Origin of the sequence: Rudanella paleaurantiibacter (genome assembly GCF_009184635.1) — a bacterium.
GTDB lineage: Bacteria > Bacteroidota > Bacteroidia > Cytophagales > Spirosomataceae > Rudanella > Rudanella paleaurantiibacter.
Genome location: NZ_WELI01000020.1, coordinates 20,704 through 42,338 on the forward strand (window position 1 = coordinate 20,704; position 21,635 = coordinate 42,338).

The following is a 21,635-nucleotide window of genomic DNA, read 5'->3' on the forward strand; positions in this document are numbered from 1 at the left end:
ACCATTAGTCGTTTGCTGGTGGTAGACTTGTAGTTGGTGATGTTGGGGGAATATGGAAAGGTAAACTTACAATAATGGCTGTTGTAAGAGTACCACCTGCAACAGCTTCTAGTTGTTCTTCATTAAGCTCCAAATCCTCCGTATTAGGCTTAGCTGGAAGGTTGATGTACACCGTGCTCTGGTCTGTCTGGTCACGGACAACCAGCGTCTTGCCTTCGGGCAGGTTAAGCTTCTGGCCCGTCAACTTTTCGATTGCAGCTACAGGGCTAGCCATTAACTCACTCATAAACTGGGCATCTTCCCATGCTTTTTGTACGATCTCGCCGTACATTTTTTGCTCTTGTGTAAATTCCATTTTTTGAGATAACTGCTTAAATAAGAATAAATTAATATTGAACCGTCTTGTCAGGGACCGGGAAAGTTGGTGTTGGCTTCAAAATATCAATGATATCAAAGATTGTCCCACCTGGAAACGTAGCCCCTCCTGCTACAGTTTCGAGCTGCTCTTCATTTAACTCTACATCCTCAGTAGCGGGCTTAGCAGGAATGTTGATGTACACCGTAGACTCATCAGTCTGATCGCGTACCACAAGGGTTTTGCCCTGGGGTAGGTTGAGCTTTTGGCCGGTTAGTTTCTCAATAGCACCCACCGGATCAGCCATCAATTCACTCTTAAACTGTGTGTCCTCCCAGGCTTTCTGTACAATTTCTCCGTACAATTTTTGCTCTTGTGTAAACTCCATTGTTTTGTTTGTTTTGGTTTATTTATAGATGTATTATAGGGTAATGCAATCGTTGAGGTTTGGGAACAAGTTTCGGATAAAGTCGCCCCAAATTCTTTGCCCACCGCCCGCAACCGCTTCGAGTTGCTCTTCGGTCAGTTCCATGTTTTCAATTTCGGGTTCGGCGGGAATGTTTACGTAGATCGTGGACTTGTCGGTTTGATCCAAAAACACTAAACTCTTTCCCTCGGGTAGGACCACTTTAACGCCAGTCAGTTTTTCAATTGCCTTTACTGGGTCAGCTATCAGCTCCGTTTTGAAATTCGCGTCTTCCCAGGCTTTTGAGATGACAGCCTCTATGATTTCTTGTTTTCTCTGTTCCATATCTTTATTTGTATGATACAAAGCTATCTTTATACTTTCTGACGAATTTGCCAAATTGACTGTCAAAAGTGTCTACCCATATCTTTCTAGTTATCAGGTAAATAGCGCAAGCTTTGCAGATAACAGGGTAGGTTGTAGGTAGTCGCTGTTCAGGAAACAGTCGGCAGAGGCCCGACTCAACAACTGTTTGGTATCCTGAGTCGGTTAATGCGAAACTTCTGTTATTGGACCGTGTTCCGTCGGCTGATTTCAGCCTGGATGTTCTTTAACCTTTTAGAATATACGTTTCCTATCAGGATGGCAGCAATCACCAACATGTAAGTGAGGCTAGAACCGTTGTGTGTAGCCGACCAAATGGCGATACCAGTTAATACCCCTATGAATAGAGCCGTTGGCATCTTCCATGATTTCAACTTTTTCTCCGCCGACACTAACTCATCAGGCGTCATTTTTGAGTAAATTTCTTCTGTTTTCATAGCACGATTTGGGGAACGTATTCACCAATTAAGCGACCAACTGAGCTACAGCGCTTTTCTCAACGAAGTACATCGCTATATCGCCTTTGCCTTTTGCATTAACGCTACCTCGGTACTCGAAGCTGAAGCACGGTTCATCCTTTATTAGTTGATACAATGTCTCACTGATATTAACCTTTCCTACCTGGCTACTACTCTCCATACGGCTGGCGGTATTGACCGTATCGCCCCATATGTCGTACTGGAATTTCTTCACCCCGACGATCCCGGCAACAATTGGCCCCGCGTGTATGCCCAGGCGCATCTCAAAAGCCGGACGGCCCATACTTCTGTTCTCATCCGCTCGCTGCGTCATAAACGACTGCATCTCCAGGCCGGCCAACACAATGTTCTTCAGTGAATTCTCATCGGCGTGGGGGATGCCGCCGGCGGCCATGTAGGCATCGCCAATGGTTTTTATTTTTTCAATCTCATACTTCTCCGTGATCAGGTCAAAAGCCCGGAAGCAGATGTTTATCTCTTCCACCAAACTCTGGGGGGTCATCTTCTCGGCGGTCTGTGTGAACGACTTGAAGTCCGTAAAGAGTATGGACACTAAGTTGTAATCGCGGGCATTTACGCTGCCTTTTTCTTTCAGTTCCTCGGCTATCTCCTGGGGCAGAATATTCAGCAGCAGGGCCTCAGAGCGGTCTTTTTCAAGTTTTATTGCCGCTCTCGACTTCCTGACAAAGTTGAGTTGGCCCCACAAACCGACGGCAACCAGGACTATAAAGCACAGCGATAGAATGATTAGGTTACGCTGCTTCTCGCGTCGCTGCACCTCCTCTTTGTGCTTTAGTTGAATCGAGTGTTCTTTCTTGACATAGGCAATGCTATCGACCAACTGCTGCTTCTGAAACTCTATGCCCATCACCTTGTTTGCTGCTTCCGCTAAGTTCAGACTGTCTTCAAACGCATTAGTCTGCTCATAATAGCGAAGGGCCTGTTGCGTATTTCCGAGCGCTTTATGTGATAAATACAGACACTCGCATCCCCGTTTTTTCATGGGTACCGAACCCACTTTTTCGGCTAATTGTAATCCGTCCTGGCATTTTTTCACTGCGTCTCTACTCTTACCCAGCCGGTGCATAATAGTACCAATAGCCACTTGCGCTTCAGCTTGATTTTGCAAACTACCAATCTGATCTGAGTAGTTTAGGCAACGCGTGAAATAGGGTAGTGCTCGGGCATAATCTGACTGCGCATAAAATAAATCACCTAAGCTGGACAGGGCCATTACTTGTAGCTGCTTATCCTGTTTCTTGTTAGCGACTCGTAATGAGTTAGTCAAATTTTCATACGCGCTCTTGTAATTGCCTTGCTTTGCATAAATATTTCCTATCTCATTCAGTACCTGAGCTATTGCCTCCTGATCACCTTGGACTGTATGAACAGTAAAAGCTTGGCCTAAATATTTTAGAGCATTGTTGTAATCTTTTACCTTAGAGTATACGGAGCCTATATTCTGAGTAGTCGCAGCTAAATTCTTTGTATCTCCCATTTTATCGAACAGAAGAGCAGCCTGTCGGAAATGATCCAACGCTTCCAGATAGTTTCCCTGGCTCTTATATACAGCACCTAGATTATTTAATGTTGAAGCAACCCCTTTCTCAAACTTTATCTTTCTGAAAGCTTCTGCTCCTTTCTTAAAATTGATAGCGGCTTTTGAAAAATCGCCTAAGTAAAAATGGGTTACCGCCATTAAATTGAAGCAATCTCCCTGTTTCTTACCATCTCCAATACGCTGATACATATCCAGGCTTTTTTCAAACAGCAACAAGGATTTGTTATAGACTTGCGTATTGTAGTAGTGCGAACCCAGTTCAAAGAGGCTATCGGCTACCTCCTTATTGCGAGTTGCTGTTACATTCACAGAAGTGGCTGTCTTCTGTTTCAAGGTGGATTGTGCATACAGTTTCGCTTCTATACAATTTGATAGAATGATTACCAACGATATGCACATCCATGACCTTGTCATCCGATAATCAATTTATTCCCATCACCACCACCTGATATAATATCTAACTGCTCTTCGTTCAGCTCCATGTCCTCCAGGTTTGGCTCGGCTGGGGGGGTATTCGAAATGGTTGACGCGTTCGTTTGGTCAACGCTGACCGACTGCTTGTCTTTGGGGGTGTTCTGTGCATTCATGCTTTTGTCCGTTTATGTTGGTTTGGCACAAAGTTGTTCAGCTACTTCCTGACAGAACTGACAAAAAAACGGTCAAAACTTCCAATCGGCGAAAACCTCATTAACTCACTGTTTCAAAGGTAGGCTGGGTTCGTTGCGTGCTCAATAACTTCCGGTTGTAGTTTATTCCATTTGGTTATAGGATATAACTTCGGTGGTTAATGGTGTGTACAAAACTCATTGCCGTGTAAAATGGCTATGCCGAACTTCTGCTGCTAATTTCCGCCTGAATGGCTTTCAGGTCATTCCCCTTTTTGTTGGCCCCGGCTGCCAGCAGTGCAATCAGAATCAACAACGCAGAATGCCGGAAGCCAATCGAATAGAACGCGAAAGCATAAATCAAAATGCCGAAAGCTATGCCAACCATAGCTGTGAGAAAAGAGGCCTGTTTCTTAATCCTGGCTTCCTCACCGGTTAACTCTTCCAGCGTGAGTCTTGAGTAGGTTGTGTTCGCGTCCATAATTTCGTGCTGTTAAATAACCCGATTCCGGGTTTGCAACTCTTTTTTCACTGCTCTTATATCATTTATACAAAGAAATAAAATCGGCGACAGCGCAAATGGCATAATCATCAGGGGGAGTCCAACCGAGGAGTTCTCCTTAATAGATAAATTGATGGCCAATATCAGTAGCGCTACAAGCATTCCAGCTAATATACCCGTTACCAGTACTGTTGTCTTTTTTCGTTTGAGTAACGCTTCGTCACTCAAGTCCTGAATTTTCTGACTCATTACGCGACTGATTTATTGGTTAGACTAAGTTGCCATTTCGGGTAGAAGTTCTCCCCCGCGTATTGGCGCGGGGGAGTTTCTATACCTGCTTTTATCACCTGTATGAATTACTTTGTATGATTTCCGGCGTAGCTATTGTGCTACCCAGGGCACTCTTATTAGTATGTTTACTAGTAGAACCCGTATGAATGATCTATCTATTTTGCTTACTTTTTATTTCGTTTTGCCTATACAAAAGTGGGCACCAACCACGCAGCGATCAAAAACCTCAGGTTATAGTTTATTCCGTCAGGTTATAACGCGGCTGCGGTATTAGGCGGCCTCGTCGTACTGATAAAGCGGCTCATCTGTTGGCAGCTCCATACCGTCGAATAAGTCGCCGGCCGATACCATCCAGTTGTCGTCGAACGAGCCAATTTCATCGGCCATTGAGTCCGCATCGTTATTGATCCATACCTCAAAGGAGAACTCCGGGTTGATGTGCTTTTTCATGAGCGTATCCGTTTAGAAAGCCATTATTACGTCTTGTTTGTGCTTGTTTGTCCATTCAAAATTGGCCGTATTTCCCCCCGTTTTCAATAACTATTGGTTGTATTATAATCCATTTGGTCATAGTTTATTCCGCCAGGTTATAACGTATGCTCCCTCGTTAGGCTAACGCCTGATTGGCAGGTTGTCGGGCCTTCTGCGCATCGTAATACTTAGCCAGACAGTGATAAAGCACTAACTCATAGGCCCGTTGTTTAGCCGGGAAAAGCCGGTTCATAAGCATGTGGATCAGGCTTTGCAGAATTGGCATAAGCTGCTTTGTCCCCGGAAATGCCTGGCGGAGTTTGTTCATCAGCTCCACTGTCAGGCAATCCGGCATGGTTTGTCTCAAAACATCCTGATAAGCGGTACCAAGTGCGTAATCAATTACCGGACGGTAGTGTCTAAACTTTTCGTTCTGCTGCCGACGCAGGTTTACGTCTCCGTTAAACTCATTGAAGAAGCCGTCTTTCATCTGGTTCATTAACTGGCTTCGTTCGGCAATAGACAATCCTACCCCTGTTAACAACCAATTGATTTTGGCCACGGCAAAGGCGAAGCGACTGCTCTCGTCGAACACCGCTTTATGCTGGGCCAGAAATGAAAGCGTCGTCAGACTGTCGCAGTGGAAAATTAATTCACATAGTTCGATTTGCTCGTGGCCATAGCGTTCAATTTCGCGGACGTAGGTGTCCATCTGAACCCGGTGAACAACGCCCTCCTGTACACGGTCGCGGAGGGCTTCTTCAACCTTCCGCATCACTACGTGGTGAAAATCAAGGTAAGGGTTTCCGTGAAACCGCAGTCGCAGATGGGGATCGACGTCTTTGTACCGGACAAAAAAGAACTGATTGATCACTCGGTTAGACAGCAGTTGCTCAGCAATCGGATACAGGACATTGGCCAGCAGATCGTCCGACGTTTTTTCGCCGGTATAAATTTTCAGGTATAGCCACTCGCTGCCCACCGAAAACCGACGCTGAGGCAAGGTTGTCAGACCTGGCAACAGACCGGACAATTTTGGCGCAGCCGGGTTACTGAACGGGATAACCACCTCGTTGGTAAAGGGTTGCCCACCGACTGATACAGGGCAGTTGTCGGTAGTAGCGAGGTACTCATAGATCCGAACGCTGCTTCGCTTCTGTAATTCAGCAACTAAAAGGTTTAACGAATGCGGATTATGCAGACACACGAGTAGCTCATGGTCGTGCATACCAACCACAAACTGCTGGGGAAGCCCCTTTTCATTCAACTGGATTGCCAACTGAAACAGATTTCCCAATGGCAGATCTTTGGCCTGTAGCTGCCAGGTAGCCCGGCTCAGAATAATATTCTTGTAACGTACTCGTGGTAGATAAGCCTGCTCAGCCAGTACGCCCCAGTTCCAGCGTATATCCAGGTAGCTATCCTGATGCTGTAAATCACACAGAAAACGGTACGTAGGTAATCCCTGATGGTAGTTATGGGCGTTGGTCAGGCGCGGTATAACCCGTTTGTTGAGCCGGCGAGAACGCAGAACCACCCGCCCCTCGCGCACCGAAATCATCAAATCATCGAGCGGAATCTGATGGTTCTGATCGACCGACGATTGCGCCAGGTAAGGAATCTCGTACTGATAAAGCGTGGGACGGGTTAGTATATTGCCCGCTCTGTTCTCCGGAAAGTGAACAATTTCGGCAAAAATAACATCGGGATGGTGGCGCTCGGTGACTCGGACACAATGCTGCACCGCTTCGGTTAAGGTGGCGCTGCCCTCACAAAATCGGCTCAGTAAGGTAGCGGCCGACGGCCCTTTGCAGGCTTGCATCACAAACCGGTACTCATTTCTATCAATGGCCTCCCCTGATTTTGCCAGCCAGTTGCCAAACACATAAAAGCTTTCGGGTAAAACGGGCGTTTCTCGACGTTGTTTGGTAATTCGGTCCAGGTCTGCCGGGCTTAAGTCAACCTCGGCCATACGACTGTAGAGGCTCTCGGAGTATTTATCCAGTACAAACGATTGCCACCAGTTCCAGGCTGGGGCTTGTGCGGTACCTTCGATATTGGGTAACGACAGATCGTCGATCATGGGCGCGTAACCAACCCCTAAACCAGACTGTATACCGTAACCAATGCCGAATTCACTATCCAATGCCAGGGCCAGCGGAATTTCTTCCTCTTCGTACCGGTCGTAAAAACGGCGTTTAAAGTCGTCCATATCCGGGCAATGGTGGGGCTGATTCAGTATGGCCAACTCTTTAATCTGCTCCCGCAGATTTTCCATGGCCGACTGCCCAAGGGTTAGTACTTCTTCGTAGAACGAATCGACCTGTAGCCGGTCTGCGGGGGCATCGAGCTGTTGCGCATCCAGCCAGGAACCGATCTGGTTTCCGAGTGTAATCACATTGGGTGAGGAAGCAACCAGCTCTTTTAGTTGTATCAGCTTTTGGGTAATCAACTCGGTGTGTGGCAAAGCTACCACTCTGGTAATCAGTACATCGAGATACGAATCCCCAATGAGTAGTGGGTCAAGATTGCAGCTAAGCAGCTGTTCATCAATCAGCTGATTAACAAAGGCGTGTGCTTCGCCTGCTTCAACGTTCATTTCCACGAGGTAGCTAACCAGCTGAGGCACGGTTGCGCCCGTTCTGGCCCGCTCGAACAACCGTTTGAGAAACGGATCGCCCGTTAGTGCGGTAATGAAGTAGTTGCGGCCTTTGGTGGTTTGCTGCATCTCAACATACCGGAAATTACCGCCAACGGCATACAGAGAATTGTTGGTGTAGAATAAGATCCCGTTGCGAATAACGGGTTGTCTGATCAGCCAGTCCCGAATGGCCATTAAACACTCTATGTCGAGCCGAATATGCCGCCGAACCGGTTGCGGACTTTTGGATCTCAAGCGCGTATAATCCGCAGAGTCAGCCAGTGTACAGCCTGCAAAAAGGCCGTATGGCGTACACCGGGTGCTCATTCGAATGGCGTACTTATAAAGCGTTTGCTGCAATTTATGAACGTCGGAGAGTTGCTCACCCGATAGCCACCGTGTAAAGCGTTCGTGTAGGGAGGGGGAAGCCAGATAGATTGCTTCCTGAGCAGCGGGATCACTGTACCATTCGCGAAGGAGTTCGTCCAGGGTATGATGAAGTAGGCGGTCCTGCATCTCGTTTAGTTTGCTGATCGAGAATACGGGGCGACGCACAAAAAGAAAAGGGTAAACAGTGAACATATAGCAAAATGATAAAGAGAGGTCCCTTCAATTTTGCAAATAGGTACCAGATACCCATAGTGTTCTACTAAAAAAAGGCAAAGAATCTCATAAACGGTATAAAAACGATCTATTCGATTGAGCTACCCACTTGTTATTCATTCAATTGTCCGGACAGACACAACTCCAGAGCATATTGAAATTGGCTGAACGAATAGGGTTCATTTAGAAACGCCGTGGGGTGAAGCTCATAATGACTATACAGATAGAAAGGATATTGCGCTGTGAGCAACAGTTTTTCCTGCCTGCGTAATGCGTCGAGCAATGAACGTTCAATTACCCGATCAGGGGGGGGCAAACAGGCCAAGGTCAGTCCAATCTCATTGTTCTGGAGATGCTCAACGGTCTCATTTGTGAATGCACCGGCCCAGATGACATCCAGAAAGCCGGTGCGATTCACAAACTTAGTGAGCAGACATTCGCCGGCTCCGTAATGAGAAAGGATAAGACTGGGAATCATTCGATTACTGAGCAGTAATGATCGTGATCAGGCATGAAAAGCCAGATTTTTGTTTCCCCTGAACGCTGTCCGAACTAAGGTTGTAGATGCGCTCCTTAACGAGAACAAGGCGCTGGGGCTGGAGTTGCGTTTGCATGAAGAATACAGTTTAGGTTTTTTTTGTGCGATTACTGAAACAAACGTATGGCGGTACAAAACGAGAAAAAAAGTATTTCGTCCAATCGGTCGGCTACTCCCGGCCAATACCCAAAAAAACACGGCGAATGAATACGCCGAATCTAAGCGAGTCGTAGCTGGAGGGTCACCTGGTAAGAATCAGGCTTGGCATCAACTGATAGTTCGTGCTGGTCTGGATATAAAATTTGTAGTCGCTTACGGGTATTTACCAACCCAACCCCTCCGGGTTCAATCCCGGCTTTATTTGTTTCGGAGACTCCGAGGCTATTTTTGACAATAAACGTAAATAACCCATCCTGCATAGACGCCTGTATGTGAATAAAAGCTGCTTGCTTGCTTTTGCGGACGCCATGTTTAAAGGCATTCTCCACAAACGAAATCAACAAGAGTGGGGCGATTTGATACCCCGTCAGGTTTCCCGTTTGGTCAAATCCGATGCTTACCTGATGCCCGTGCCGAACCCGTTCCAGATCCAGGTAATTCTGAATGTAAGCCATCTCTTTTGCTAAGTCAGCCTGTCCCTGGTTCGACTCATACAAACCATATCGCATCAGGCTGGCGAGTTTCAACACCTGCTCGGCAGCCTGTTCATTGGTGTCCATAATGTCGACATAGACACTATTCAACGTATTGAACAAGAAGTGAGGGTTGATCTGCGATTTAAGAAAGTTGACTTCTAACTGAAGATTCTCTTGCTCAAGGGCTAATTTATCGCGCTCTAAGGCTAATTTATCGCGCTCCAGAATAAGCTTATCATGTTCTAGTTTCGCACTTTTTCTTTGAAAGTTTAGGATATCCCTAATGGATTTAATCGATAAGAGAATTGTTGGTATAAAAAGACTTATTGAGTAATTCCAAGCCAACAAACGTAAACTTGTAAAACCGCCAAGCCACCCACCTTCTTCTTTTAAGAAGACGTCCCAAGCACGTCTTATGTATGTCTTCTCGTTCCCTGCATATCCATCTGTAATACTCAACAAACTTTTGAAAGTAAAGTAGTTAATTAAATAAGTTACGTAATAGGCCACTACAATAGAAACGATCACAACCGTAACTTTCTTTTTATATAAGAACCTGGGAAAGATAAAGTAGCCAAAAAAATAGAACAAAGACACATATAAGATAAGGTCTAAGCCACTAATTATGTTTATAACCAAGTTATTATCTCTGTGAATTGTTGTAGTCATCCATCGTTCTACACCAAAGTAGAACAGTAGCCATAACCCGACATGCAATCCAACTCGTAACCACTTTTTCTTTGTTTGCTCGTCCATACTCGCTACCGCATCATCCGTTTCAATTTCTCCATCACTCGATCTCGATAGGTGACGCCGATTGGTACCCGCTTCCCATTCGAAGTGGTGATCAAATTCCCGTCTATTTCCTTAATGGCTCCCAACCGAATCAGGTACGAACGATTAACGCGCAGAAACTCGTCCGCAGGCAGCATCGATTCCAGTTTACCCATTGTCATGTAGGTCAAAATGGTCCGATCCCCTAAATGGATGGTAAGGTAATCGCTGTCGCTCTCCACAAATACGATGTCGGCAGGAGCTACACGGATCAGCTTTTTATCTTCTTTGACCAGAAAGAAATTGCCTTTTTGCCCGGCTGTCTCCACCGGCTCCGATTCTGCTACTGGTTTCGTGAGGGGCTCCGGGGCTGGTAAAGTGGGCAAGCTATCGGGGGGGAGCGCGGTAGCGGTGGTTATTCCCTGCCGGGCTTTGTATTTGTTGATCGCCTGCATAAACCGCTCGAAAGGGGCCGGCTTGAGCAGGTAGTCCAACACGTCGTGTTCGTAGCCCTGTACCGCATACTCCGAGTAGGCCGTCACCATAACCACGGCTGGACGCAAAAAATCGGGCCGGCTGGCGGGTAAGGCTTTCAGGAATTCGATACCCGTCATCTCAGGCATTTCGATATCCAGAAAGATCAGGTCGGGCTTGGCCTGCTCAATGGCAAACAGGGCGTCGACCGCATTATAGGTTTGCCCGACCAACTCCAGATAAGGAACGCGTTTGATATATTTCTCGAGCAGAACGTGAGCAGGGGCTTCATCGTCTACAATAAAACAACGGATAGTTTGCTGCATAAGACAGGTTTGCCTCGAGGGTAAACGGTGAAAGCATACATCGTAAGTATACGTGTATTTGCCGAAATAGACGTATGGTTCGCCGAAATAACTTGATCGTCTTTGTTAACGGTCTTTACTTCGATTCATCAATCAATGCGAAAGCACCCAACTAAACACTGCACGCACATGAATCCGATTGCGCTCAAAATCCGCAAGCTTCGTGAAATCCACAACTACCCCCAGGAGTACGTTGCGTTTCAGTTAGGAGTCAGTCAGGCTGCATACAGCAAAAAGGAAACAGGTCGCACCGAACTGTCGCTAACCGTTTTGCAGCAGGTGGCTACTCTTTACGGCATCAGTCTTGTTGACCTCATTAGTCTGACGTTGCAGGATCTTATCGTTCACGCTGTGAAGCAGCAGGTTTCATAGAGTGGGTTGACAATCAAGAAAAGATATGGATACATGGGTAACCCCCAGATCATTTTATTGGCCAATAACCTGTTTTCAATATTCGGCAAATAGCTGAATCATTGCCTGACAATGACTAAGGCGTAGCAAGTCAAGTAATATAGGCTAAGTATGCCCGCCCCCCGGAGCCGCTGTGTAATCACACTTGAACGGCTCTGGGGGACGGGCATTTTGATTTCGTACACAGGTAGAGGTAGTCAACGTTTTTAAGATCGTCGGGCTTGTTCAGGTGGTATCGAACAAGACCGACGATCAGGCCATCACCCCCCTCTATTGTTCGAATACGGATTCATATACCCCTGCTCGTACTGCAACCGGGTGGGGCCTTCCCTGGCTTTAGCCAATTGTGAATTTGGCGTCTTGTTGTCCGCAGCGCAACCTTATCAGATTTTGGGGTAGAAATACAAAAACGGGTTTTCAGGCAGCTGTGCAGACCTGTTTTCTTAAAAATGTAACATGGGTGTTGATCAATGTAACGTGAGTGTTAGCACTCCAATAGCTCCAGATCGTACTTGCAGGCGCAAACATACCAGCTCTAAATAGTTGCCAAACGATCACTACTACTTTTCGGCTGGGTAGTGACCGTTAGCACCTAGGCTACCTCTATTAACCCCTTTCACCTTCTCATGAAACTTCGTTACTGTTTTCTGTTGAGAGCCTCCGTAGATTCGAAGTCTTCTTTTCGAGTTTCACCTTCCCAATGGCTCGGGCGAGAGCAACGACTGCCAAGTCTGCTCACTTCTTTTCTGAAAAGACCAACGTTTCGTGCAGATCTGATAACTGATCTGCCGGGGGGCATTTTTTACAAGGTGATTTGTTGGTTGGGAGTCAACCTATTTACCCTGCTTTTTATATCGAATGCTGGATTCGCTCAGGCACCATCAATTAGCTCGTTTTTACCCACGAGTGGGCCTATTCATTCCACGCTTACGATCAATGGAACTAATCTTAGCGGTACGACTAGCGTACGTTTTGGCGAAATTTCAGCTCCATTCACGGTAAACTCAAATACACAGTTGACCGTGACAGTACCCCGAGTAGCTTCAACCCAGCTCATCAACGTAACAAACGCCAGTGGATACGCCTTGACGCCTTCGTCCTTCACGGTGACTCGCACCAATACTACCCTTACGTATAGCCTGGTTACCAACAACTTTGCTGGTATAGATGTTGGGACTGAAGCGGCTCCAACAGTTGTTGATTTTGATCAGGATGGCCGTCTGGATTTGTTCGTCGGACAGGACGATGGCACCGTAAGTCGTTATGAACAGACTGCAGTTAATGGCACTGTCTTCACGAATTTGGGTAGCCTGAGCGATGGCAATGGTACTATTGACATGGGGGGGCGTGTGACGGTGAGCGTTGTCGACACAGATGGCGACGGGAAATTTAGTGTACTCCTGGGGCGTTCCGATGGGCTTGTTCATGAATACGAGCAAACGACCATAGGGTCATCACAGCTTGTTTTAGTAACAACGTCGTTTGGGGGAGTGGGAACGACCAGTTTTGCCGTGGTTGGCATGACAGACTTCAGTGGCGAGGGAAGGCTGGAGTTCCTCACGGGAAAAGGCGATGGAATTGTGGGCTATTTTAACCAAAGCGATGTGAACAGCCCTGATTTTTTTCGTGTAAACTCAGATTACCTTACCCTAACCAGCAACACGGCTCCGTTTTGTGTTGATCTGGACGGAAATGGGCGGATTGATGTATTGATGGGTGTAGGGGGGGGGAGAATCTATCGGTTTGAACAAAACGCAGTTAATTCAACCAGTGTCACCCAGCTTACTACTAACTTCAATAATATTAGCGCAGTTAGTAATGCCAAACCCTGCGTGACCGACATAGATGGGGATGGAATGCTTGATTTGCTCGTGGGCCGAGCCGACGGTACCATTGACCTCTACGAACAGGAAACAACGAACCCGTCTCCAACCCTCGCGGGGTTTGCACCCGTAACAACCCCTGTCTGCACGGGTCAAACCACTACTTTCACTGCCACGGTGGGCAATGTCAGTCCGCCTTATGCCTTCACGCTGACCAACGGCACGGAGACCATCACCGGCACCGCCAACACGACCGCCTTCAGCCAGGCCTGGACGGCAGGGGGGAGTGGTACACAAACGTTCTCGCTTATTGTTAGCGGGAATGGTACGGCGCTCGCTACCACCACGCTGACCGTAAATGTCCCGCCCTCGGCCAACATCTCGGCACCCGCGACAGAAATCACCTGTACGGTGCCTAACATCACCCTGACGGCTTCCGGCGGAGGTACCTACCGTTGGGATAACAACACGACCACCGCAACGCGCACAGTGAATACCGCCGGGACATACTCCGTCACCGTCACGGGTGCTAACGGGTGTACGGCCGTCGATTCACAGGTTATCACCAGTAATACCACGCCACCCATTGTCACAATTGGTTCTGCAGTATCTGTACTCAACTGTGTGACGACGGCTATCACCCTGACGGCAAACGGAGGCACCTCTTACCGCTGGGAGAATAACACAACCGGGCAAACAAATAACGTGAATGTTGCCCGACCGCACACCGTGACCGCGACCGGAGCCAATGGCTGTACGGCCACGGCATCCAAGAGCATTGCTAGCGATTACACGCAACCCACTCTCAGCCTGACAGCAACCAATGCCTGTGCCGGGCAAAACGTGTCGCTGCGTGCCACACCCGGTTTGGATAATTACATTTTCTATTTGCCTTCCGGACAAACCATTAACGCGGGCCTGACGAGTAATACAGTAATTGCCGGGTTAACGGCCAATACGTACAGCTTCTCAGTAACAGCCCGCCACCCAACAAGCTTTTGCCAGGCTACGGCTACAGCAGGGGCAACTGTTTCGCCACCGCTCACCCTGTCGCTTAGTAACAACAATACCTGCCAGGGGACCAACGTAGTTTTGCAGTCGGGTAGTGGGTTTGATAGCTACACCTTATTAACCCCCTTTTCTGGTTCGTTGAGCAGCTCAAACGGCACGTATGGCTTGAACCCGCCTATATCGGGGGTCTTCACTTACTCAGTTAGCGCAATCAATATTCAGGGTTGCCGGGCTACGGCTACAATTGTCCATACTGTTTTGCCTCTGTCGGTGGCCACACTGACAGCCTCACCCTCAACAACGATTTCCTGCACCAATCCGAGCCTGACCCTTACGGCAGCCTCAACGGCTGCGTCGCAGACCTGGAGTACTAACGCTACCTCGTCTAGTATTGTCGTTACCACGGGTGGGGTATATAGCGTTACAACCGTGAGCCCCGACGGCTGTCGGTCCGTGACAAGCATTACCATTAGCGTGGATTTCCAAACGCCGACAGCCACACTAACGGTGTCTCCATCAAACACGATTACCTGTGCGAACCCCGTCCTGACGCTTACGGCGGGAGGCAATGGCTCGTACGAGTTTCGAAAAAATCCGTCGAGTACTGTATTGAGCACTGGCCCTACGCTGGATGTCTCCACGGGCGGGCGATACACCGTGCTGGTGACTGCTCCGAGCGGCTGTACTGCTTCAGCTTTCCGCGATATTTTTGTCAATACAACGCCACCATCTGTGTCGCTTGTTGCCTCCGGGCCGCTTACCTGCGCCCAGACCTCCATTACCCTGACTGCCACGGGCGGAAACAACTATCTATTTGAACGTAGTGGGGGAGAGGGTATCCTCAGCCAGAGCCCAACCGCCGGTACTGCACTTGTCAGTGCATCAGGCACCTACTCAGTTACCGTTACAAATGCGGCTGGCTGTACAGCTACCGGTACCATTACGGTCAATAGCAACACTGCGACTCCCGGTGCCCAAATCAATACGCCTAACGGAACCACGCTCACCTGTAGCACAACCTCACTCAATCTGGTAGCCGTTGGCGGCAATTCGTACCAGTGGGATGATAATTCGACCATGCCCACGCGGGCCGTTTCCACACCCGGTACTTACTCAGTTCTGGTCACGGGTTCTAATGGCTGTACCGCAACCGTTAGCAGAACCGTAACGAGTAACACGGCCGTCGTGACTGTCACTAACCCAACCACGACTACGGGCATTTTGGGATTGACATTCAGCCAAACGTTTACGGCCTCCGGTGGGCAGGGGTCATACAGCTTTAGCGTGGTTAGTGGCACCTTGCCTGCGGGGATGAATTTGTTTCCTTCAGGGGTTCTGATTGGAGACCCCGCCCAGCCCGGCAGTTTTACGTTCATCATACGGGCTCGGGATGCCAACGGATGCTCAGGCTTTTCTCCGCTCTTTACCTTATTCGTAAGCACCACTGCCACGGTCTCAACAGCGGCTGCCGTCAACATCTCCGGCATTTCGGCCACACTCGGGGGCACCGTTTCTGCCGACGGAGGGGCGACGGTCACTGAATTCGGGATAGTGTATCTGGCCGGGGCAGGCACGCCAACCACCAGCAACACCAAAGTGATGATGGGGGCCGGCGTGGGAACGTATAGTCAGCTCGTAACCGGACTCAGCCCCGCCACCACCTACAGCCTACGCGCTTACGCCATCAACCGGGCGGGCACCAGCTACGGCAACCTCCAAACCTTCACCACCTCGTCGGCCCCTCTGGCCCCCGTCGTGCTCACACCCGCCAATGGTAGCGTAACAGGCCAGAACCGGCCTACCTACACCGGCACAGCCGCCCCGGGCGATGTGGTCACGGTACGGGTGGACAACATTATTGAAGGCCAGGTTACCGCCGATGCGAGTGGCAACTGGTCAATCACGTCCTCCTCGCCACTACCCGATGGGCCTCATTCCGTATACGCCAGCGTGTTTCGCGATGGCGTACTGAGTGCCAATAGCAACACCAACTCGTTTACCGTCGACACCACCCCGCCACCCGCTCCGGTCGTGACCACTCCCGCCAACGGCGCTTTGCTGAGCAACAACTCGCCCACCTACACCGGCACAGCCGAGCCTGCGAGCACCCTGACGGTGATCGTGGATGGATCAACCGTGGGCACCGCCACCGCCGATGCGAGCGGCAACTGGAGCTTCGCCCAAAGCACCCCGCTCGCCCAGGGATCTCACACCCTTCGGGCCCGCGCGACGGATGGGGCGGGGAACACCAGTGTGGACAGCAACACCAACACGTTTACCGTCGACACCAGTGCGCCCACGGTGACCATTACCAGTTCGGCGACGGACCCCACCCCCACCGGCCCCATTCCCCTTACCTTCACCTTCTCGGAGTCGGTCACCGGGTTTGTGGTGGAGGACATCACGGTGGGCAACGGGAGTCTGAGCGGGTTTGCCGGCTCGGGGAGCACGTACACCGCCAACTTCATCCCCGCAACTCCTGGCCTGGTGTCCGTGAGTGTGGCTGCCGGGGTCGCTCAGGATGCGGCAAGCAACCTCAACGGGGCATCCAACCGGTTCACCCTCACGTATGCGCCACTACCCACTATTGCCGGGTTGAGTGCCTCACCAACGGCCATTTGTACGGATAATCCGGTTACGTTTACCGCTACGATTGGCAACGTAACGGGCAGTTATGCCTACACCCTCACCAACGGCAGCAGCACGGGCACGGGCACCTCGTCGAACCTGTCGTTCAGCCAGGTGTGGCAAACCGCAGGCTCGGGTGTGCAGACCTTTACGCTGACGGTAGCGGGCAATGGCCGCAGTGTGGCTACCACCATGGTCACGGTGAATGCCTTGCCGGTGGCCACCCTGAGCAGCAGTGGCACGCTGACCTGCGCCCAGACCTCGGTTGTACTGACGGCCACGGGGGGCAGCAGCTATGCCTTCAGCGGGCCGGGTGTGAGCCAGTCGGGCAGCGGGAACACGGCCCCGGTTTCGTTGCCGGGCACCTACACCGTAGTGGTCACGAATGCGGCTGGGTGTACGGCCACGGCGACGACCACGGTCGAAAGTGCGACGAGCACCGTGAACGCGTCGCTCGTGGCCTCGGGGACGCTTACCTGTGCTAACCCGACGGTGACGCTGACGGCCTCACCCGCCGGGGCCAGTTACACCTTCTCGGGACCGGGCCTGAGCCAATCGGGAGCTACCAACACGGCCACCGTTTCAACGGCCGGTACGTACTCGGTCACCGTTACCGCAGCCGGAGGCTGTTCGGCGGTGGCCACCGTAACTGTGCAGGGGAACACCACCCCGCCCACAGCGAGCATCGCCCCTACTTCGGCCACACTCACCTGCACCAACCCCACTGCGACACTCACCGCAAGCGGTGGAGGCAACTACCGCTGGGAAGACGGTAGCACCAATGCTATCCGAAGCGTTAGCTCGGCCGGGACATACTCGGTGACCGTTACGGCTGCTAACGGCTGTACGGCCACCGCGTCGGTGACGATTTCCGAAGACAAAACCCTGCCCGCGGTCAGCTTGTCGGCCTCTGGCACGGTGACCTGTGCTAACCCCACCGTCACGCTCACCGCTTCACCGGCGGGCCAAGGCACCTACCGCTTCACCGGTCCGGGCCTCAACCAGTCGGGTGCCGCTAACACGGCCACCGTCGCGGCCGGAGGAGTCTACATGGTGACCGTCACGGCCGCCAATGGCTGTACGGCTTCGGCCACCACCACCGTCGAAAGCGCCACCAATGCGGTGAACGCTTCCCTTGTGGCATCAGGCACCCTTACCTGTGCCAATCCGACGGTGACCCTGACGGCTTCACCCGCCGGGGCTAGTTACACCTTCTGGGGACCGGGCCTGAGCCAATCGGGAGCTACCAACACGGCTACCGTTTCAACAGCCGGTACGTATTCGGTCACCGTTACCGCAGCTGGAGGGTGTTCAGCCGTAGCCACCGTAAACGTGCAGGGCAACACCACTCCGCCCACGGCGGGCATCGCCCCCACTTCGGCCACGCTTACCTGTACTAATCCCACCGCCACGCTCACCGCGTCGGGCGGGGGTAGCTACCGTTGGGAGGACGGCAGCACGAATGCTTTGCGCACGGTCAACTCGGCCGGGACGTATTCGGTGACGGTTACGGCCGCCAACGGCTGTACGGCCTCTGCGTCGGTGATGATTAGCGAAGACAAAACTCCGCCAACGGTTTCGCTGGCCGCATCGGGGACAGTGACCTGTGCCAACCCCACCGTCACGCTCACCGCGTCGCCAGCCGGGCAGGGCACCTACCGCTTCACCGGTCCGGGCCTCAACCAGTCGGGTACCGCTAACACGGCCACCGTCGCGGCCGGAGGGGTCTACATGGTGACTGTCACAGCCGCCAACGGCTGTACGGCTTCGGCCACCACCACGGTCGAAAGCGCCACCAATGCCGTGAATGCGTCGCTCGTGGCCTCGGGCACGCTTACCTGTGCTAACCCAACCGTGACGCTGACAGCCTCACCCGCCGGGGCTAGTTACACCTTCTGGGGACCGGGCCTGAGCCAGTCAGGGCCGGGTAACACGGCTACCGTATCAACGGCCGGAACCTACTCCGTAGTCGTTACCGCAGCCGGAGGCTGTTCGGCCGTAGCCACCGTGACCGTACAGGCTAGTCAGGAGCTGCCCACCGTGAGCATCAGCGCCAACCCCGGCTCGGCCATCACCCAGGGACAAACCCTTACCCTCACCGCCAGCGGGGCAGCTACCTATCGCTGGAGTACCGGAGCGACCACCCCCGCCATCAACCCGCCTACGTCGGCCACCGGATCAACCGTTTACTCCGTCACCGGAACAGGACCCAACGGCTGTTCGGCCACCGCCCAGATCACCCTTGCCGTCTCGGCCAGTGTGACTCCGCCCCCTGTGAGTGTGTGTGGTTCACAACCCGGCACCCTCGGTGGCCCCCTGACTCTGCTCGAACCGATCTACAACTGCGCCACCGGGCAGATTCAGTTCCGCACCAGCGGGGGCAACGGTTCGCCCATTACCTATGCAGCAATCGGCATCACTGGGCCCACCACCTCCTGCTCGGCCACGGTCGATGCGCAGGTAGCTGTGGATATCCGGGATGGCAAACCGAACGTGGAGCCCTTCACCCTGTTTGCGACTCAGGGCAATATCACCGTCAGCTTCCGCTGGGATGCGCTGGCCTTCTGTGCCGGTACGCCCCCGCCTGCTAATACACCGCCTACAGTGGCCAATGGTGTGGGGCCACAATCGGCGACGGTCGGCGTGGGCTACAGCCTCAATGTGGGTAATGTGTTTACCGACGCCCAGACACCCGCTAGTCTGATGCTGTCAGCCTCGGGCCTGCCCGCCGGGCTGAGCCTGAGTGGCAGCACCATCACGGGTACACCTTCGGTATCAGGCGTGAGCACGGTAACGCTGACGGCTACCGATGGGGGTGGGCTGAGTGCCAGCACGAGCTTTGTCATCACCGTGAGTGGAGCAGGCGGCACCACCCCACCCGTGGGCGGGCCTCTGGCCGCTACCGTGGTGAGCTACAACTGCCAGACCGGGGCCATCACCTTTGGCTTCACCGGCGGCAGCGGTTCACCCGTGGAGTACCTGGCCATCGGGATCACCGGCTGGACGACCAACCCCAATCAAGTGATTGAGGCCGGTCTGCGGGCCGACCCCAAACCCGTTACCGTGCAGATTCGCCAGAACGGCGTGGCCGGCAGGTCGTTTGTGTTCGACTTTGGTAGTTTCTGCTCGGGTAACCCCCAGCCGCCCACCAATACGGCACCCACGGTGGCCAATGGTGTAGGGCCACAATCGGCGACGGTCGGCGTGGGTTACAGCCTCAATGTGGGTAATGTGTTTACCGACGCCCAGACACCCGCTAGTCTGATGCTGTCAGCCTCGGGCCTGCCCGCCGGGCTGAGCCTGAGTGGCAGCACCATCACGGGTACACCTTCGGTATCAGGCGTGAGCACGGTAACGCTGACGGCTACCGATGGGGGTGGGCTGAGTGCCAGCACGAGCTTTGTCATCACCGTGATTGGGGCAGGCGGTACCACTCCACCTGTAGGCGGGCCGCTGGCGGCTACCGTGGTCAGTTACAACTGCCAGACCGGGGCCATCACCTTTGGCTTTACGGGGGGCAATGGGGCCGCGGTGGAGTACTTTGCGATTGGGATAACGGGGTGGACAACGAACGTCAACGGGGTGATTGAGGCCGGTCTGCGGGCGGACCCCAAGCCGGTGACGATTCGGGTACGGCAGAACGGCGTGGAGGGCACTCCGTTTGTGTTCGACTTCGGCCAATTCTGTAGCCGACCTGCGCGGATAGCGGCCGAGTCTGTCTCGGAGCTGGACGTGGTCGTACTGGGCAACCCCACACCCGACAGCTGGGTAGAGGTGCTGGTGGGTAACCCCGCTGGTGAGTCGCTGCACCTGCGGGTGGTATCGGCACAGGGCCGCTTAATGAGTAGCCAGGCTATTGCGCCCACGGGGCAAGGGGTACGGCAATGGGTGTCGCTGGGGTCGGAGGCAGGCACCTATCTGCTTCAGATTTCGACACCTACCCGAACCAAAACGGTAAAAGTGGTACGGCAATAATTCGGTGGGGAATACAATACCCTGCGACTGAAAGCTTACCCGAAAATCGGTAAAGCCTGTATGGAAAGACTGGTTGTGGTATGAAACACAGCAACCGGCTATCCATGCAGGCTTTCTGGTATAAACAAGGTCATTTCCCATATTCACCCAATCACTTTTTGAAGTATCACTAAGCTGGCGCTGGCTCCGATTGTATTCGGCATTCTTTCCGGGTGCACGAAGGAGTTAGGTTTTGATCTACCCTATGATGGGGATAAACCGGTTCTGTACGGGGTATTGTCACCAGATAGCGTAGTGTCATTGCGGGTGAGCCGAATCTACCCCCAACGGGTCGTTACAACTACGGACGGTGGGTCACCAACGCCAGGGCGCAGCTGTATGAGGACGGACGATTATGCCGTCAGGTTGTCAGGTTACAGCAGGGGCTTTTTTGTGGCGGTCAATTCGTTTGGTCTTGATCGGCCGGATGAATATGGGGACGGCTGTGGGTTTCGCAGCGCAGGTCAATTGAATGAATATAATCTATCGGACGTCTGCTTTAGCGGCCAGTCAACAACTGTTCGGGTAGGGGTAGAGCTAGAGTGTGTGGACAATCAGAGCAACAAAATCATACTTGAAGCCAGATGAACCATCGCCAAGAAGCTGCTGGCTGTTTTTTCGTAGCGAGTTGCTACCCGGCGATACTGTTTCAAGCGGTTAAAAT

16 protein-coding genes and 1 pseudogene are annotated in these 21,635 nt (G+C 51.9%); 2 read left to right on the plus strand and 15 right to left on the minus strand.

The genetic code is table 11. The features are described 5' to 3' along the window. Nucleotides 1-4: 4 nt before the first annotated feature. The 14 genes from F5984_RS25715 to F5984_RS25770 all read right to left on the minus strand — a co-directional run bounded on the left by F5984_RS25715 (nucleotide 5) and on the right by F5984_RS25770 (nucleotide 11,045). The gene (locus tag F5984_RS25715) at nucleotides 5-355 is read right to left on the minus strand and encodes an NHLP leader peptide family RiPP precursor (protein ID WP_152127163.1); all 351 of its coding nucleotides are present in this window, start codon (nucleotides 353-355) and stop codon (nucleotides 5-7) included. 31 nt (nucleotides 356-386) lie between these two features. Continuing rightward, nucleotides 387-743, minus strand: a complete 357-nt coding sequence (locus F5984_RS25720; protein ID WP_152127165.1) for an NHLP leader peptide family RiPP precursor — start codon at nucleotides 741-743, stop codon at nucleotides 387-389. Nucleotides 744-776: 33 nt separating this feature from the next. Continuing rightward, complete coding sequence (locus F5984_RS25725; protein ID WP_152127167.1) at nucleotides 777-1,106, minus strand: NHLP leader peptide family RiPP precursor; 330 nt, start codon at nucleotides 1,104-1,106, stop codon at nucleotides 777-779. A 221-nt stretch (nucleotides 1,107-1,327) separates the two neighbouring features. Then, nucleotides 1,328-1,582, minus strand: coding sequence for a hypothetical protein (locus F5984_RS25730; RefSeq protein ID WP_152127169.1), 255 nt, complete (start codon nucleotides 1,580-1,582; stop codon nucleotides 1,328-1,330). A gap of 28 nt (nucleotides 1,583-1,610) precedes the next feature. Further along, complete coding sequence (locus tag F5984_RS25735) at nucleotides 1,611-3,518, minus strand: adenylate/guanylate cyclase domain-containing protein (RefSeq protein WP_185155647.1); 1,908 nt, start codon at nucleotides 3,516-3,518, stop codon at nucleotides 1,611-1,613. A 77-nt stretch (nucleotides 3,519-3,595) separates the two neighbouring features. Next, nucleotides 3,596-3,772: a hypothetical protein gene (locus F5984_RS26655; RefSeq protein ID WP_185155648.1), complete on the minus strand. Its 177-nt coding sequence runs from the start codon at nucleotides 3,770-3,772 to the stop codon at nucleotides 3,596-3,598. Nucleotides 3,773-4,007: 235 nt separating this feature from the next. Then, a complete protein-coding gene (locus tag F5984_RS25740) occupies nucleotides 4,008-4,271 on the minus strand; it encodes a hypothetical protein (protein ID WP_152127173.1) in 264 nt (87 codons plus the stop codon). Between the two features lie 12 nt (nucleotides 4,272-4,283). Next, nucleotides 4,284-4,541, minus strand: coding sequence for a redox-active disulfide protein 2 (locus F5984_RS25745; protein ID WP_152127175.1), 258 nt, complete (start codon nucleotides 4,539-4,541; stop codon nucleotides 4,284-4,286). A gap of 312 nt (nucleotides 4,542-4,853) precedes the next feature. Next, nucleotides 4,854-5,033, minus strand: a complete 180-nt coding sequence (locus F5984_RS25750; RefSeq protein ID WP_152127177.1) for a hypothetical protein — start codon at nucleotides 5,031-5,033, stop codon at nucleotides 4,854-4,856. 157 nt (nucleotides 5,034-5,190) lie between these two features. Next, entirely contained in the window at nucleotides 5,191-8,250 is a 3,060-nt protein-coding gene (locus F5984_RS25755; RefSeq protein WP_246169395.1) for a lantibiotic dehydratase, read from the minus strand. A 160-nt stretch (nucleotides 8,251-8,410) separates the two neighbouring features. Beyond that, nucleotides 8,411-8,776, minus strand: a complete 366-nt coding sequence (locus F5984_RS25760; RefSeq protein WP_152127179.1) for a hypothetical protein — start codon at nucleotides 8,774-8,776, stop codon at nucleotides 8,411-8,413. Between the two features lie 4 nt (nucleotides 8,777-8,780). Further along, nucleotides 8,781-8,912 (minus strand): hypothetical protein, encoded by a 132-nt coding sequence (locus F5984_RS26965; protein WP_262884523.1) that lies wholly within the window; start codon nucleotides 8,910-8,912, stop codon nucleotides 8,781-8,783. A 142-nt stretch (nucleotides 8,913-9,054) separates the two neighbouring features. Continuing rightward, on the minus strand, nucleotides 9,055-10,227 hold the full coding sequence (locus F5984_RS25765; RefSeq protein WP_152127181.1) for a sensor histidine kinase: 1,173 nt from the start codon (nucleotides 10,225-10,227) through the stop codon (nucleotides 9,055-9,057). 5 nt (nucleotides 10,228-10,232) lie between these two features. Beyond that, complete coding sequence (locus tag F5984_RS25770; RefSeq protein ID WP_152127183.1) at nucleotides 10,233-11,045, minus strand: LytR/AlgR family response regulator transcription factor; 813 nt, start codon at nucleotides 11,043-11,045, stop codon at nucleotides 10,233-10,235. 168 nt (nucleotides 11,046-11,213) lie between these two features. Between F5984_RS25770 and F5984_RS25775 the strand changes: the two genes are divergently transcribed. Both F5984_RS25775 and F5984_RS25780 read left to right on the plus strand, forming a co-directional pair. Beyond that, complete coding sequence (locus F5984_RS25775; protein WP_019991429.1) at nucleotides 11,214-11,456, plus strand: helix-turn-helix domain-containing protein; 243 nt, start codon at nucleotides 11,214-11,216, stop codon at nucleotides 11,454-11,456. Between the two features lie 1,061 nt (nucleotides 11,457-12,517). Further along, nucleotides 12,518-20,932, plus strand: a complete 8,415-nt coding sequence (locus F5984_RS25780; RefSeq protein WP_185155649.1) for a putative Ig domain-containing protein — start codon at nucleotides 12,518-12,520, stop codon at nucleotides 20,930-20,932. A 593-nt stretch (nucleotides 20,933-21,525) separates the two neighbouring features. Here F5984_RS25780 and F5984_RS26845 read toward each other — a convergent pair. After that, a pseudogene (locus F5984_RS26845) lies at nucleotides 21,526-21,635 on the minus strand (IS5-like element ISMra2 family transposase); the annotation flags it as partial.

Coding starts and splice junctions, on each gene's coding strand:
- F5984_RS25740 (WP_152127173.1), bottom strand. CDS start 4,271: ATGGACGCGAACACAACCTACTCAAGACTCACGCTGGAAGAGTTAACC.
- F5984_RS25745 (WP_152127175.1), bottom strand. CDS start 4,541: ATGAGTCAGAAAATTCAGGACTTGAGTGACGAAGCGTTACTCAAACGA.
- F5984_RS25760 (WP_152127179.1), bottom strand. CDS start 8,776: ATGATTCCCAGTCTTATCCTTTCTCATTACGGAGCCGGCGAATGTCTG.
- F5984_RS25730 (WP_152127169.1), bottom strand. CDS start 1,582: ATGAAAACAGAAGAAATTTACTCAAAAATGACGCCTGATGAGTTAGTG.
- F5984_RS25765 (WP_152127181.1), bottom strand. CDS start 10,227: ATGGACGAGCAAACAAAGAAAAAGTGGTTACGAGTTGGATTGCATGTC.
- F5984_RS25715 (WP_152127163.1), bottom strand. CDS start 355: ATGGAATTTACACAAGAGCAAAAAATGTACGGCGAGATCGTACAAAAA.
- F5984_RS25775 (WP_019991429.1), top strand. CDS start 11,214: ATGAATCCGATTGCGCTCAAAATCCGCAAGCTTCGTGAAATCCACAAC.
- F5984_RS26965 (WP_262884523.1), bottom strand. CDS start 8,912: ATGCAAACGCAACTCCAGCCCCAGCGCCTTGTTCTCGTTAAGGAGCGC.
- F5984_RS25770 (WP_152127183.1), bottom strand. CDS start 11,045: ATGCAGCAAACTATCCGTTGTTTTATTGTAGACGATGAAGCCCCTGCT.
- F5984_RS25750 (WP_152127177.1), bottom strand. CDS start 5,033: ATGAAAAAGCACATCAACCCGGAGTTCTCCTTTGAGGTATGGATCAAT.
- F5984_RS26655 (WP_185155648.1), bottom strand. CDS start 3,772: ATGAATGCACAGAACACCCCCAAAGACAAGCAGTCGGTCAGCGTTGAC.
- F5984_RS25725 (WP_152127167.1), bottom strand. CDS start 1,106: ATGGAACAGAGAAAACAAGAAATCATAGAGGCTGTCATCTCAAAAGCC.
- F5984_RS25720 (WP_152127165.1), bottom strand. CDS start 743: ATGGAGTTTACACAAGAGCAAAAATTGTACGGAGAAATTGTACAGAAA.